The organism is Actinoallomurus bryophytorum (assembly GCF_006716425.1).
Lineage (GTDB): Bacteria > Actinomycetota > Actinomycetes > Streptosporangiales > Streptosporangiaceae > Actinoallomurus > Actinoallomurus bryophytorum.
Genome location: NZ_VFOZ01000001.1, coordinates 1,247,112 through 1,261,590, shown reverse-complemented (window position 1 = coordinate 1,261,590; position 14,479 = coordinate 1,247,112). Strand labels below are relative to the sequence as shown.

At 69.4% G+C, this 14,479-nt stretch carries 14 protein-coding genes; 4 read left to right on the top strand and 10 right to left on the bottom strand.

Annotated elements, in window-relative coordinates; all coding sequences use genetic code 11:
- Positions 1-3: 3 nt before the first annotated feature.
- The 4 genes from FB559_RS06005 to ddaH all read right to left on the bottom strand — a co-directional run bounded on the left by FB559_RS06005 (position 4) and on the right by ddaH (position 4,434).
- On the bottom strand, positions 4-1,614 hold the full coding sequence (locus FB559_RS06005; RefSeq protein WP_141954135.1) for an MFS transporter: 1,611 nt from the start codon (positions 1,612-1,614) through the stop codon (positions 4-6).
- Positions 1,614-2,201, bottom strand: coding sequence for a PadR family transcriptional regulator (locus tag FB559_RS06000; RefSeq protein ID WP_141954132.1), 588 nt, complete (start codon positions 2,199-2,201; stop codon positions 1,614-1,616). The genes FB559_RS06005 and FB559_RS06000 overlap by 1 nt, the downstream gene beginning before the upstream one ends.
- Positions 2,202-2,329: 128 nt before the next feature.
- On the bottom strand, positions 2,330-3,523 hold the full coding sequence (gene rocD / locus FB559_RS05995; protein ID WP_141954130.1) for an ornithine--oxo-acid transaminase: 1,194 nt from the start codon (positions 3,521-3,523) through the stop codon (positions 2,330-2,332).
- A 65-nt stretch (positions 3,524-3,588) separates the two neighbouring features.
- Complete coding sequence (ddaH, locus tag FB559_RS05990; RefSeq protein WP_246121379.1) at positions 3,589-4,434, bottom strand: dimethylargininase; 846 nt, start codon at positions 4,432-4,434, stop codon at positions 3,589-3,591.
- Between the two features lie 139 nt (positions 4,435-4,573).
- Between ddaH and FB559_RS05985 the strand changes: the two genes are divergently transcribed.
- Both FB559_RS05985 and rraA read left to right on the top strand, forming a co-directional pair.
- Positions 4,574-5,029 carry an Lrp/AsnC family transcriptional regulator gene (locus tag FB559_RS05985; protein WP_141954128.1) on the top strand — a complete coding sequence of 152 codons (456 nt, stop codon included), beginning with the start codon at positions 4,574-4,576 and terminating at the stop codon, positions 5,027-5,029.
- A 15-nt stretch (positions 5,030-5,044) separates the two neighbouring features.
- Entirely contained in the window at positions 5,045-5,524 is a 480-nt protein-coding gene (gene rraA / locus FB559_RS05980; RefSeq protein ID WP_141954126.1) for a ribonuclease E activity regulator RraA, read from the top strand.
- Between the two features lie 542 nt (positions 5,525-6,066).
- Here the strand turns inward: rraA and FB559_RS05975 are convergent.
- The 6 genes from FB559_RS05975 to FB559_RS05950 form a co-directional block, all read right to left on the bottom strand.
- Positions 6,067-7,020 (bottom strand): serine/threonine-protein kinase, encoded by a 954-nt coding sequence (locus tag FB559_RS05975; protein ID WP_141954124.1) that lies wholly within the window; start codon positions 7,018-7,020, stop codon positions 6,067-6,069.
- On the bottom strand, positions 7,017-7,763 hold the full coding sequence (locus tag FB559_RS05970) for a hypothetical protein (protein ID WP_141954122.1): 747 nt from the start codon (positions 7,761-7,763) through the stop codon (positions 7,017-7,019). Before FB559_RS05970 ends, FB559_RS05975 begins: the two co-directional genes overlap by 4 nt.
- Positions 7,757-8,341 carry a hypothetical protein gene (locus FB559_RS05965; RefSeq protein ID WP_141954120.1) on the bottom strand — a complete coding sequence of 195 codons (585 nt, stop codon included), beginning with the start codon at positions 8,339-8,341 and terminating at the stop codon, positions 7,757-7,759. Before FB559_RS05965 ends, FB559_RS05970 begins: the two co-directional genes overlap by 7 nt.
- Before the next feature lie 112 nt (positions 8,342-8,453).
- Positions 8,454-9,074 (bottom strand): hypothetical protein, encoded by a 621-nt coding sequence (locus FB559_RS05960; protein ID WP_141954117.1) that lies wholly within the window; start codon positions 9,072-9,074, stop codon positions 8,454-8,456.
- Positions 9,075-9,099: 25 nt separating this feature from the next.
- Positions 9,100-9,849, bottom strand: coding sequence for a class I SAM-dependent methyltransferase (locus tag FB559_RS05955; RefSeq protein ID WP_141954115.1), 750 nt, complete (start codon positions 9,847-9,849; stop codon positions 9,100-9,102).
- A 74-nt stretch (positions 9,850-9,923) separates the two neighbouring features.
- Complete coding sequence (locus FB559_RS05950; RefSeq protein WP_141954113.1) at positions 9,924-10,253, bottom strand: hypothetical protein; 330 nt, start codon at positions 10,251-10,253, stop codon at positions 9,924-9,926.
- Between the two features lie 1,508 nt (positions 10,254-11,761).
- Here FB559_RS05950 and FB559_RS05945 point away from each other — a divergent pair.
- Positions 11,762-13,147: a hypothetical protein gene (locus FB559_RS05945; protein WP_141954111.1), complete on the top strand. Its 1,386-nt coding sequence runs from the start codon at positions 11,762-11,764 to the stop codon at positions 13,145-13,147.
- Between the two features lie 331 nt (positions 13,148-13,478).
- Positions 13,479-14,435: a hypothetical protein gene (locus FB559_RS05940; RefSeq protein ID WP_141954109.1), complete on the top strand. Its 957-nt coding sequence runs from the start codon at positions 13,479-13,481 to the stop codon at positions 14,433-14,435.
- The last annotated feature ends 44 nt before the right edge of the window (positions 14,436-14,479 follow it).

Genomic DNA, 14,479 nt, shown 5'->3' with positions numbered 1-14,479 from the left:
GCCTCAGGCGCCGGCCTCCACGGTCTCGGTGGGCTGCGCCTCGGGCTGCCTCACGTACCGCTTCATGACGAGGCACGACAGTGCGGCGACCAGGACGACCACGATCGGCAGGGCCATGGTGGGCTTCATCGCCGTGACGAAGCCATGGTCGAACACCGCCTTGGACGCGCGGGCGATCTGGCCGGCGACCTCCTGCGGCAGGTTCTTGGGCACGCTCTTGTCCGCGCCGCTCTGCCCGGCCCCGACCTCGATGCCGCCCTTGGCGGCGTTCTTGACACCCGCCAGGAACGGCCCGCGCGCCTGCGCCGGAAGCTGCCCGGCCCGTACGTTCGCCTCGTGCTGGAGCGAGCTCGCCAGCTGGTTCTGCAGGATGGCGCCCATCGCGGCGCTGCCGACCACCGAACCGATCTGGCGGATCGTGTTGTAGACGCCGGAGGCGGCCCCGGCCATCCGCGGCTCGATGCCGCGCATCGCCTCGGTGGCCATCGGCGCGAACACGCAGCCGACGCCGAGGCCGGAAATGATCAGTGCGGGCCAGAAGGCGGGCCAGTTCGTCGTCGGCTCGGCGATCAGCACGATCCAGGCCATGCCGATGCCGTACAGCGTCAGCCCGCCCATGAGGATGAACTTGCCGCCGATCCGGTCGGAGAGCCGCCCGGCGAACGGGGCGACGAACATCGAGATCACCGACATCGGCGCCATGACCAGGCCGGACTTCAGAGCGCTGTAGCCGAGCACCGACTGCAGGTAGATCGTCAGCGGCAGGAACATGCCGATCATGCCGACGGACACGGCGGCGGCGATGAAGTTGAGGATCGTGTAGTTGCGGTCGCGGAACAGGGAGAAGGGCACGAGCGGCTCGTTCTCCTGCTGGGTCCGCTGCTGGAGGAGGAAGACCACCAGGAGCAGGATCGACGCCGCGCCCAGCAGCCAGATCCAGATGTTCCAGTCGTACCGCTGGCCCTCGGTCAGGGCGAAGCTGAGGCAGAACAGCGCGGCCGTGGCGATGAGCACCCCGCCGAGGTCCAGGCGGTGCGAGCGTTCCTGCTTCACGGAGGGGATGATCGTGAACGCGGCGATGAGAACGACCACGCCGACCGGAAGGTTGACGAAGAAGATCCATCGCCAGTCGAACGCGCTGACCAGGAAGCCGCCGAGCGTCGGCCCGGCGATCGCGGCCACGCCCGCGACCGCTCCCCAGACGCCGAGCGCGGCGCCGCGCCGCTGCGGGGGGAAGGTCGCGACGATGATGGCCATGGTCTGCGGTAGCAGCATGGCCGCGCCCAGGCCCTGCAGGCACCGTGCGGCGATCAGCTCGGTGGGGTTCTGGGAGATCCCGCACAGCAGGCTCGCGACGGTGAAGGTCGCCACACCGAAGATGAAGATCGTGCGCTGACCGCGTACGTCACCCAGGCGGCCTGCGGTGATGAGGAGCACGGCGAGGATGAGCACGTAGGCGTTGATCACCCAGAGGATCTCGTCCAGCGAGGCGTGCAGTTGTTCGATCATGCTGGGCATCGCGATGTTGACGATGGTCAGGTCCAGCAGGGTCATGAAGAACCCGAGACTGAGCGTGATCAGAATCGCCCACGGATTGCCATGCCACTTTCTCATTACTTCTCCCCGTCTCCGCCGTTCGGCGGCCGCCAGTCCAGCCGGCGTGACTTGATGTCCTCACCCAGCGCCCTCACGAAGTCCAGCTCGGAACGCAGGCGGGAGTTCAGGAACTCCACCTCGATGACGTGGATCCGTGGGTGTCCCCGCTTGATCAGGCTCTCCACGACCGTGTCGTGGGCGGCCAGCTTGGCCTCCAGGTCCACCGTGCGCCGGTCGAGCAGCGACGTGGCCTCGTCCGGTGGCAGCATCGAGACGAACGCCAGCGCCATACCGAAGCAGGGGTACTCCTGCATCGGGCGCATCATGAACTCCCGCAGCCGCGAACGCGCCTCGTCCCGGCCCGCCTCGGTGATCGCGTAGACCGTACGCTCCGGACGGCGCCCCTCGCGGCTGGTCTCCACGGGCTCGATGAGTCCCTGCTCGGCCAGCCGCGCGACGGCATGGTAGAGCGATCCGTGCGCGACCTTGACGACCTGGTCGATGGCGCGTTCACGGATCCGCTGCTGCATCTCGTACGGATGCATCTGCTCGTCGGCGAGCAGCCGCAGCACCGCCAGTTGCAGCGGTGTGAGGGGTCGTGACATGAGGTGTTCTTCTAGTCGATGCTCAATAATCCAAGTGGACTATAGGCCCTCGGTCATTCCCCGGCAATTCAGATATTCGCAGCTGGTGAAGGCCTGGGCCGGTGGGCCCAGGCCTTCGGGCCGGATGCTCAGAGCTCGGCGAGGACGGCCTCCAGGTGATCGAGCGCCCAGTCGAGGTCGGACTTGTCGATCATCAGCGGCGGGGCGAGCCGGAGTGTCGTCTCGTGGGTCTCCTTGGCGAGCACGCCGCGTTCCATCAGCCGTTCGCTGACCGGCCGTGCCTTGCCGTTGAGCTCGACGCCGGCCCACAGCCCACGCCCGCGTACCTCACGCACCCGCTCGGCCGGCAGTGCGCCGAGGCGTTCGTGCAGGTGAGCGCCCAGCGTACGGGACCGCTCCTGGAACTCTCCGGTCTTCAAGATCGCGATCACCTCCCGCGCGATCGCGCAGGCGAGCGGGTTGCCGCCGAACGTGGAGCCGTGCTGGCCCGGCTTGAAGACGCCGAGGACCTCCTGGTCCGCGACGACGGCCGAGATCGGCATGATGCCGCCGCCGAGCGCCTTGCCCAGGATGTAGACGTCGGGCACGACGTTCTCGTGCTCGACCGCGAACGTCGTGCCGGTACGGCCCAGGCCCGACTGGATCTCGTCGGCGAGCATGAGCGCGCCGGCCTCGGTGCAGATCTCGCGTACTGCGGTGAGGAACCCGCTGGGCGGCACGTTGACGCCCGCCTCACCCTGGATCGGCTCGATCAGCACGCCCACGGTGTTCTCGTCCACCGCGGCGCGCAGCGCCTCGGCGTCGCCGTACGGGACGGTGCGGAAGCCCGGGGTGAACGGCCCGTAGGAGTTACGCGCGTCCGGGTCGGTGGAGAAGCTGACGATGGTGGTCGTCCGGCCGTGGAAGTTGCCCTCGAACGTGATGATGTTCGCCTGCTCGGCCGGTACGCCCTTGACCTCGTACCCCCACTTGCGGGCGGTCTTGAGCGCGGTCTCGACTGCCTCGGCACCGCTGTTCATGGGCAGCACCATGTCCTTGCCCGCCAGCTCGGCCAGCTCGGTGACGAAGAGCCCGAACTGGTCGTGGTCGAACGCCCGGCTGACCAGCGTGACCCGGTCGAGCTGGCGCTTGGCCGCCTCGACGAGGCGCGGATGGCGGTGCCCGAAGTTGACCGCGGAGTACGCGGCGAGCATGTCGAGGTACCGCCGGCCCTCCACGTCGATCACCCAGGCGCCCTCGGCCTCGGCGATGACGATCGGCAACGGATGGTAGTTGTGGGCGCTGTGCAGCTCCGACAACTCGCGAAGATCATTCGTGTTCAACGGCGGCTCCTTCGTCGTCTCGCGGGACCTCCGCGAGTATCCCGTTTATCCAGGTTAGAGGCATTTCAGGGCCGTAGTTCAAGGGTGCAGCACTTGGGGCCGCCTCCGGCCTTGCGCAGCTCGGTCATCTCGACCGGTACGACGTCGTAGCCACGCTCCGTGAGCTTCCTCTCGAGGTCCACGGCGTCATGCGGGATCACGACGTGGCGCCCGTCGCTGACCGCGTTGAGGCCGAAGGCCAGCGCGTCCCGCTCGGTGGCCTCGATCAGCTCGGGGAACAGCGTCTTGATCTTGAGCAGCCCGTCCTCGCCGAACGCGCCCGGGTAGTACGCGGCGGTGAACGGATCGATCACGCACAGGGCCGTGTCGAGGTGGTAGAAGCGCGGATCGACCAGCTCGACGCTGACCACGGGCAGCCCGAAGGCGTCGTGCAGCTCGTTGTGCGCGCGCGGGTCGGTACGGAAGCCGTGCCCGGCCACCATCGCCCGGTAGGCGAAGACGTAGTCGCCCTCGCCCTCGTTGACATGCGTCGCTCGCCGGAAGCGCCGGTAGCCGTGGCGTGCGAACCACTCCTGGTGGGCGCCGGCCTCTTCGCCGCGTTCCGGGTGCCGGAACCGCGCGCCCATCACCATCCCGCCCACCACGGTCGCGCCGTTGGCGGCGAAGACCATGTCGGGCAGGTTCTCCATCGGGTCGAGCAGGTGGACGGTGTGACCGAGCCCGACGTACGTCGCGCGCAGCCGTTCCCATTCGGCGATGGCGCGGTCGCGGTCGACCGGCGCCGCCGGGTCCATCCACGCGTTGATCGTGTACTTGATGTCGAAGTAGGTCGGCGGGCACATCAGGTAGGTGCGTGCCGGCCGGCCTGACGCAATGCCCGCTCCGTCGCGGGCAAGGGTCTGCATCGTCATATGTGCTGCTCCTGGCAATGCGTCGTGCCTGGTGGGGGCCCTGGAGGGCCGTGGGGAGGTTGGTGAGGCACCACGTGAAGCGTAAGGTCGGGCTCAACGCCAAACCAATGATGTTTTCGCGCTTAGGAGGGGCTGATCATTGCGTCTTGACGACCTGGATCGGCGAATCGTTGCGTGCCTGCTCGAAGACGCACGCCTTTCCTTCTCCCAGATCGGCGGCCAGGTGGGCCTGTCGGCGCCGGCGGTCAAGCGGCGCGTGGACCGGCTGCGCCACGACGGCGTGATCACGGGGTACGCGGCCGTCGTGGACCCGGCCGCCCTGGGCTGGACGACGGAGGCGTTCGTGGAGCTGTTCTGCGCGGGCCGTACGTCCCCTGCGGAGATCTACGCGAGCATCCGGCGCCACCCCGAGGTCGTCGCCGCGTACACGGTCACGGGCGAGGCCAACGCCCTCGTCCACCTGCGGGCGCACGACATCCAGGGGCTCGAGGAGGCCCTCGAACGCCTGCGCAACGAACCGAACATCGTGCAGACGAAGACGGCGATCGTGCTGTCACGTCTGCTGGGGCGGCCGACGGACGGTCCGACGGAGTGATCTAGCCTTCGTCCCGTGGACTTCGCGACGGCTGACCTCATGGACTCCTTCACCGGCGAACTCGTGTCGTGCGAGACGCAGTTCCGCTCGTACGGCGGGGTGACCCGCTTCGCCGGTCCGGTCGAGACCATCCGCTGCCACGAGGACAACGCCCTGCTGCGGAGCACGGCGGGCACCCCGGGCGAGGGCCGCGTCCTGGTGGTGGACGGCGGCGGGTCGCTACGGTCCGCGCTGCTGGGCGACATGATCGGCGCGTCGGCACTCGCGTCGGGCTGGTCGGGCGTGGTCATCTACGGCGCGGTACGCGACGTGGTGGCGCTGGGCGGGCTTTCCCTGGGCGTGAAGGCGCTGGGCTCGAACCCGCGCAGGAGCGCCAAGGAGGGCGCGGGCTCGGTGGGAGTGCCGGTGTCCTTCGGCGCGGCGGAGTTCCGCCCCGGCATGTGGCTCTACAGCGACGAGGACGGCATCGTTCTCGCCACCCGCGACCTGCTCTAGAAGATCGTCAGCTTGGGCAACCTGTCCTCGGCCCGGGCCCCGGCGGCCTCCGGGTCGACGAATGTGTTCAGCTTGGGACCGGTCATGATCCGCGTAATACGCGGGCGCCCGATGGGCGATACGAAGTACGACCCGTGACTGAGGGTTCTCGGAACGGTGAACGTGAGCGCATCGGTACTCATGCCGACGTACACACACCTCGTCGAGTCATAGCTGCGGCCCCGTTTCCCGGGGTCGTCCGTCAGGGCCACGACGAACGGCTTGGTGGTGGGTAGACGCCCTGTGCCCGCATCCGGGTAGAGGAAAAGACGTCGTAATCCACCTCCCCGGTCAGGCGTGCGGTTACTCGGTCATGGCACGCAGGCGCCGTCTTCCGCTTGTCAGGTGTGGTGGGTGACAGACCCACGAAGCGTGACGTCACGCGGACCTTCGTACCGGACCGTACGTTCGCCGGCGAGGCGGTGAAGTCGAAGTCCAGGACCGGACTGTCGGCAACGGTGGGATCTCGATAGCGGACCACCTTGCCAGGCCGCCTCCCACCTTCAGCCCGGTCGCCTTCCCGAAGAGGCCTTTCGCGCCGACCTTCCCGCGGCGCCGTGCGCGAGACCCGTGGCGCCCGTCGTCATACCGAGCGCGGCGGCAGGGAAGGCGGCCGCGAGCATGGCGGTCGCCGCGCCGAGCGCGATCCGGCCGCGGCGTTCCCAGTCCGGGCCGTAGGCACTGCCGGCGAGCCGTTCGAGGAGGGTGACGAACTGGTGGGCGCCGGGCGGGCGGTGCGCGGGGTTCTTCGCCATGCCATGCGCGACGAGCGGGCGTAGAGCTTCGGGCACCCCCTGAGCCGGGATGGGCGCGGCCTCGTGCATGCGGCGGAGCGTGGTGGTGTCACCCGAGGCGTAGGGCGGGCCACCGGTGACGCATTCGAAGAAGACGCAGGTGGCCGAGTACACGTCGGCGGCCGGGGAGACCGGTGCGCCGTGCCACTGCTCCGGGGCCATGTACGCGGGAGTCCCGGCGACCGTCTCCTCTCCGGAGAGCCCCGCGATCCCGAAGTCGATGAGCTTGCTGTTCCCATCGCGCTCGACCAGGACGTTGGCGGGCTTGTAGTCGCGGTGGACGACGCGGACGGCGTGTGCGGCCGCGAGCCCGAGCAGTGAGCCCTTGAGGACGACCAGGGCCGCCTCCGGCGCCATCGGTCCGTGCCTCAGCACCTCCCGAAGGGGAACCCCGTTGACCGCCTCCATGACGATCGTCGCGCCCTCAGGTGCCTCGACGTACTCGTAGAGCCGGGCGACATGCGGGTCCGCCACCCGAACGAGCATGTTGACCTCGTCGCGGAACATCGCCTTGTGCCGCGGATCGCGCAGGAGCTCGGGCGCCAGGTACTTGATGGCGACCATTTCGCCCGTACCGGCCCGGCGGGCGAGGACGATCCGTCCCTGGGCACCGCTGCCCAGCTCGTACAGCTCCTCGAACCCGGTTGACCGCCAGCCGGTCATCCGGGCCGGGACTCGGTCTGCACCTCACCGACCGCGAGCTCGGCCTGGGCCGCCCGCCACTCGGTCGAGTCCGGGGCCCAGTCACCTCCGGCGGCGTCGCACAGGCCGCCGACGCAGGTCCAGCTGACGTACCAGGTGATCTTCGCCGTGATCTGGTACTTCCCGTTCTGCCGGTGGGCCGAAGACTGTCGGTACGTATAACCGCACGTCTTTCCGCTGCGGCTTCCGGCGGTCTTACAGGTGACGGTGCCGTCGCCCATGGACCAGGTGACGTCCAGGGGCTTGGCGTGCAAGGTGACCGTCGTGCCTCCGAGAGTGACCTCCGGGTCGATCCGGTGGAACCCGCCGACCCACAGTCCGGTTCTGAGCCCTACGTAGGTCCTGTTCGCCGGCGCCGTGTTGATGACGACGGTCGGAAGCAGGATCTCAGCCCGGGCCTGCGCCGCCACCTGGGTGGCCGGGATCATCACTGGCGCGGCCGGGGCGTCTCCCGCCGTGGTCTCGCCGCACACGGCGTCGTCAGGGCAGGGCATCGGCGCCGGTTTTCCGCCACCACCGCCACCACCCCCACCGCCGGACCGCGCGCGGCTCGGCGTCGTCCCGGTGCTGGTGATCCGGGCGGTACCTCTACCCTTGCCACCGCCACCATGGCCGCCCGCGGACGCTGGTGTGGTGTTCAGGGCGACGGCCGCCCCGGCGGTCAGGACGGCGATCGCGATCGCCGAAGAGCGTGTGGTCAGCATTTTCCGCCCTCTGTCGCTTCGGAGATCTTCCAGGTGTCGTCGGAGTAGCGCATGATCGCCTGGTACTGCACGCTCCCCCCGCGCCACAGACCGAGGCGCTTGCCGGTCGTGGCGTCGAACTTGTAGGAACGCAGAGTCAGTACGCAGTCGAGGATCACGACGGACGAGCCGTCGGGCGACGCGCCCTGCACCTTGGGGCTGAGCACATTGTGGAAGTGCCAGGAAAACCCCTGGCTACGGACGTCGTTGATGTCCCGGGTGACCTTCGCCAGCATCGGATCCACGGCGACCGCGTTCAGCACGCTGGGGTCGTTGTTCTTGTACGCGCGCTCATAGGCGAGCTGGTAGGTCCGGTACCCGGCGAGCGCCGACTGCGGCGTCCTGGGCGCCGGAGCGCCCGGCCCCGGCGTCTGCCGGCCGGAGGCGTCGGACGCGCCGCTCGCGTCGGCCGAGGCCGCCGCCGAGCCGCCGGCTCCTGCCTGGCCGCTCGGATGGAAGCCGCCACTGTCGGCACGGCTGCCACAGGCCGCCACCAGGCCCATCAGCATGAGGGGGCCGACGCACTTACGGAATTGCATGGTCAAATTCCCGCGAGCATCGGGGCAAAATTACCTGTTGAGCTTACTGAGACCGTAGGGGTAAGAAAAGACCTTTGGCAGAACAGGTAAAACGGTCGAAACCTATTTTGGATTAGAGGCGTCCGACGAGAGCGACCAGGTCAAGGCCCAAGATCATGTCGAGCTTGATCGCCGTTTCGAACTTGGCGCCTGGGGCCACGCCGGCGTCATCGGCCAGCCGGGAAAGTACGGGAAAGACCCCTGGAGTATCAAGATCGGAATCGAGCGCCGCGACCGCCTCGTCGACGTACTCGCGGTTGAGTGCCTTGCCCGGCGACTCGGCCCAGCCCGCGACCCGCGTACGCCACGAGGTGAGCTCCTCGTCGGCCTTACGCAGGTCCTCGGCGCTCAGGTTCACGTCGGTCCGATAGTGGCGCGTCAGCAGCGCGAGCCGTACGGCCAGGGGGTCTCGGCCGTCGCGCGAGGGCAGGGAGCAGCGCCCGACCGTCTCGCCGACGTGCACGTCGGCCTCGCCGGAGGTGAGCTCGGCGGGCCGTACGTTGAGCTCTTCGGCTTCGGGGGCGGCCGCCCAGATGCCGATCGGGCGGAGCCTGTGGTGCGCGGCGACCCTTCGGATCAGGTCCGCCACCAGCAGCGGCCGGAGCTCGCCTGCCGAGGAGATTCTCACGACATCGGGGCGTGCCAGGGCGAGCTCTTCGACGTTCCCGGTCTTTTCGTCGTACAGGCGCAACACACCACGACCCTACCCAGAACACGACTCAACGTACGGCGGCGAACCTCAGCCGTACGTAGTCCGCCATCCAGCCGGACTCACGGCGCAGCGCCGGCGCGGCCAGTTCGTTGACCTTGTCGAGCACCGGCCCGGCGACCTCGGGGGGCACCTCGGCGATCAGCTCGGGCGCGTACAGCCGCACCCAGTCCGCGGCCCCGTCAGGACATTCGGCCAGTCGTGTGGGCCGATCGAAGAACTCCATGAGCCGTACGGTGAACCCGGCGTCCTCGAGCCGGGCGGCGTACTGGCCGGGCGTGGGGAAGTACCAGGGCAACTCGGGCTCGGGAAGCCCGAAGACGCGCCACGCCGTCTGTACGGCGGTGATCAGGTCGGCGCAGTTGCCCGCCCCACCCATCTCGGCCACGAAGCGCCCACCGGGCCGCAGAGCCTCCCGTACGCGCGAGATCACCGCCGAGGGGTCACGCGTCATCCAGTGCAGGGCGGAGTTGGAGACGACGGCGTCGTACTGATCGCCGGTCGAGAAGTCATGCGCGTCACCGACGGCGAACGAGAGGTTCGGATGCTCCGAACGGGCCGTGTTCACCATCTCGACCGATCCGTCGATACCGAGTACCTCGGCGCCTCGCGAGGCGATCTCGACGGTCATGCCACCGGTGCCACAGCCGAGATCGATGATGCGCTCGTCGGGCCGGGGATCCAGCAAGTCGATCAACGGAGCGCCGTGGGCGGATACGTAGCCGAACGCTGTGTCGTACGTCGCCACGGCCCATTGCATGGCCGAAAGATATCGGACAAAGAGGGCAGGTGCCGTTTACGTCTCGCATCTTGGATCACTGTGGTCACGTGGCGTCACTTCTGTCGCTTTGGGGGCTTGCGCGCGTCCGCACGCTGTCGTCTCCCGGGCCGGGTCCCGGCGTCTTTTCTGATCGCCGTTCGAGCGTTCGGCTCGTGGTCGTGTCGCCCGGCGTGGCCGTGCGGATCTCCTGGGGTGTTGAGTGCGTCCCAGCGTCCGTGGACCGGCTCGCGGTGCGTCGTCAGGCCGGTCTCGGTGCCGGTGCCGGTGCCGGCGTCGCGCGTGCGCCTGCGGACGTGCCTTATGGGCGCCGGGTAGGCGCTGGTGGCGACCTGGTGCTCGACGAAACGCAGGCACCATCCCCCTGTCGGAGTCGGGTGGCGCACTTATCCGAGGAGGTACGCCGCGCGTGGCGTCGCCCGCCCTTCAGGCTTACTCGCGCCTAGCGTGCCCCGACCGGGCGGTCCCGAAAGGCCTTCGAACTACGTCCCGATCCCGGCTCCGTCCCGATCCCCGTCTCGCCATGCCCCTCGGCCAGTCCGGGGGCGGCGGTCCCGCTGCCATCGGGCCGTAGGCGTTGTCGCCAGGCTCCCCTCCTTGGCCGCGAAGACGATCAGAATCTCCGTCCCGATCCCGGCCTTCGCCTGCCCGGCCTTCGCCTGCCCGGCCTTCGCCTGCCCGGCCTTCGCCTGCCCGGCCTTCGCCTGCCGGGCCTTCGCCTGCCGGGCCTTCGCCTGCCGGGCCTTCGCCTGCCGGGCCTTCGCCTGCCGGGCCTTCGCCTGCCGGGCCTTCGCCTGCCGGGCCTTCGCCTGCCGGGCCTTCGCCTGCCGGGCCTTCGCCTGCCGGGCCTTCGCCTGCCGGGCCTTCGCCTGCCGGGCCTTCGCCTGCCGGGCCTTCGCCTGCCGGGCCTTCGCCTGCCGGGCCTTCGCCTGCCGGGCCTTCGCCTGCCGGGCCTTCGCCTGCCGGGCCTTCGCCTGCCGGGCCTTCGCCTGCCGGGCCTTCGCCTGCCGGGCCTTCGCCTGCCGGGCCTTCGCCTGCCGGGCCTTCGCCTGCCGGGCCTTCGCCTGCCGGGCCTTCGCCTGCCGGGCCTTCGCCTGCCTGGCCTTCGCCTGCCGGCCTTCGCCTGCCTGGCCTTCGCCTGCCCGGCCTTCGCCTGCCCGGCCTTCGCCTGCCCGGCCTTCGCCTGCCCGGCCTTCGCCTGCCCGGCCTTCGCCTGCCCGGCCTTCGCCTGCCCGGCCTTCGCCTGCCCGGCCTTCGCCTGCCCGGCCTTCGCCTGCCCGGCCTTCGCCTGCCCGGCCTTCGCCTGCCGGGCCTTCGCCTGCCGGGCCTTCGCCTGCCGGGCCTTCGCCTGCCGGGCCTTCGCCTGCCGGGCCTTCGCCTGCCGGCCTTCGCCTGCCGGGCCTTCGCCTGCCCGGCCTTCGCCTGCCCGGCCTTCGCCTGCCCGGCCTTCGCCTGCCCGGCCTTCGCCTGCCCGGCCTTCGCCTGCCCGGCCTTCGCCTGCCCGGCCTTCGCCTGCCGGGCCTTCGCCTGCCGGGCCTTCGCCTGCCGGGCCTTCGCCTGCCGGGCCTTCGCCTGCCGGGCCTTCGCCTGCCGGCCTTCGCCTGCCGGCCTTCGCCTGCCGGGCCTTCGCCTGCCGGGCCTTCGCCTGCCGGGCCTTCGCCTGCCGGCCTTCGCCTGCCCGGCCTTCGCCTGCCCGGCCTTCGCCTGCCGGGCCTTCGCCTGCCGGGCCTTCGCCTGCCGGGCCTTCGCCTGCCGGGCCTTCGCCTGCCGGGCCTTCGCCTGCCCGGGGAAGGCGGCCACGCGGAAGTTATCCACAGTCCGTACAGGTGGTCTTTCGGCCCAGCCACAGCCACGTCAGGCTGTCCAAAGACCGAATCCCTCCGGGAGGCACCACGTGATCGACCTCGATATCCCGAAGACCGTCGCGACCCCGTTCATCATCGCCACCGCGCGGCCCCTCCACGACCCCGCGTCCATCGCCCGCGCACGAGTGCGCCAACCATTAGCGGCCGGTCTCCTCAACTCGTCACTAGTGCAGATCCATACACTCCCGGCCGGCGAATCCGGCTACGCCGAGCTGATGGAGAGCGCCGCATGGCCGAGACCGGAGGACCGCCGCCTGCTACGCAAGCTCACCCATCACACGGTCGTCATGGGCCACATCCCTCCGGTCTCACAACCCGAGCACGGCCAAGCCATCCGAGCGATCGCCCGTGTCATCGCAGAGGCGTGCGACGGCATCGTCTACGACGCCTGGTCCCACCAGGCACTACCGCACGATTTCCGCTTCGGCTCCGAACACCCGGAGTTCTGCCTGGCCGACGACTGGCTGGCCACATTCATATCCGGAAGCGATGCCCCCGACCGCCCGTCCAACTTCATAGATGCCGATCACGCCGAGAGCCTCGATCGCAACACGACCGCTGACCGCGTTGGCAGCTCCGAGCTAGGCATGTCTGACCGCGCCGGCATCTCCGCCGTCAACGGCGGCACCCCCGGCGCCCCCGATCGCGCCGGGACTTCCGACCTCAACACGTCTGACCGCGCTGGCACCTCCGGCCTCAACGGCGGCACCCCTGGCACCTCTGATCGCGCTGGGACTTCCGCTCCCGGCACCTCTCACCGTGTCGGCACCTCCGACTTCAACGGCATGCCTGACCGCGCGGAGATTTCCAGTCTCAGCAGCGACTCTGACCACACCAGGAGCGCTAACTCGCCCGGGACCCCTGACCGCGTCAAGAGTCCTAACCGGACCGAGAGTCTCCGCCGCGACGCCATCAGCCCTGATCGCCCCACAAGGACCGATCGCCTCGACCGAGTCGATCGCGGCAGCACATCCGGTCGCACCGGCGGCGGACTGCACTTGATGACGGCAGGCATGCACCGCTTCGCGCTACCCGAACTCGAGGCCACCGCGGTCCCGATCAGCAACGTCTTCGCCGCGATAACGCTCTTGCGCTGCCTGGCCGTCACGCTCTTGGCGGAGCACTGGGACTGGCTGGCCTGCAACCCCGGGGCTCACTCCCGCCGTCTCCCTGAGCACACCTGGGTCGAAGCCCGCGACGTCTGGCGATACTGGGCAGCGGAGCCGAAGGAGGCCATCGCCGGCCGGGTACGAGTTCGCCTCGAATGCACCAGCGAAGACGACCCAGACGCACTCCCTTATCTGTCCGTCGGTCCCCCCGCCGACTTCGGCGCCCCGATCGCCGAATGGTGGAACGACGTGGTCGACCTCGCCATGCCGTACGTCGCGGAAGCCCCCCGCCGCACGGCCGCCTAGAAGGCACCGAGCCCTCGTGCGACGGCGTACTTCAGCCCGGCTCGACAGTGCCTCCACATGCCGTGGGCGGCGCTGCATGCAGAGTCCTTAGCGGACGAAGCCCGCCAGACCTACCTCTCGAGATAGGCCTTCGTAGCCGTAGCCGTAGCCGTAGCCGTAGCCGTAGCCGTGGGCGCGCGGACGTCGGCACCGCGCATGTGCCGAGACGACCCAGATCCGCTGTCCGCAACATTGCCGGTCACGGATTGGAAATCGCTGACGTTGAACATCGCTCGCGCCCTGCCCACCTCATCGACCTGGAACACCGACCTGGAACACCGAGGAGATGACCATGTCCCGTCTCGTGCTGTCCGTCCCGGAGACGGTTACGTCGCACTACGTGATCGCGACAAGTGAACCCCCCGACGATCCACGGACGGCCGTGCCCTGGAGGGTGTCCGAACCGTTCCGGGCTGCGGCCGTCGAGGCGTTGAAAACGCCTCGGCTCGGGATCTTCACGATCGCCGCCGATGAGGCGACCTGGCGTACCGACGACCTCTTGGCTTCCGAGGACGACCGTAGGCGTGTACGTGAGTCGTCACACCAAATCTTGGTCGTACACCGGACCGCCACCGTCGACCAACCGCACGGCGAACAGATCGCGCGTGCCGTGGCTCGGGCGATCGCCGACGCCACGGGCGGGATCCTCATCGACCCGCAGGCGCGCCAGGTCGTGTTGCGGGACGGCCTCGCCCGTGTTGAACGTGGCTGGTTCCGTATGGGCGACCAGTGGTTCGGAACCCGCTACGACCTCGACGAGGCGGCCGCCCGTCCACCACACGAGGGTGACCTCCGCGGTACGGAGTCCTGCTCCTGCCTGCGCATCACGCTGCTGGGCCTCCGCCGGTTCGGCCTGCCCGATCTCCTGATCGACAACGTCGCCTGCGCCCACGATCTGGCCGCGCTGAGCCTGCTGCGTTCCCTCGCGTGCCGCCTGCTCACAGACCAGTGGCGCTGGGCACGGCTCCACCCCAACCAGCCCACGCGCCCCCTCGATGATCATCCGAAGATCGATCCAGATGACTTCTGGACCTTCTGGGGCGCCACACCGTTCGTCGACGGACGTCCGCTGACGGCGCGGCTGGTCCCCATCTCCCGTACGACCCTGAAGGTGATGCCTCCAAAGGACTATCCAGGCACCCGAACGGCGTGGGGCCGTGAGGTGCTGGTGCCATCCATGCCGCCGCTCGTGGGCTGCCCAGCCGACGAGGACTCTCCATGGCCCCGCCCCGCTGAAAGCGAGGCATGACCTCCTTGGTGGGGCGCGGGTGCCATGACCTGTGGAGGAACCAC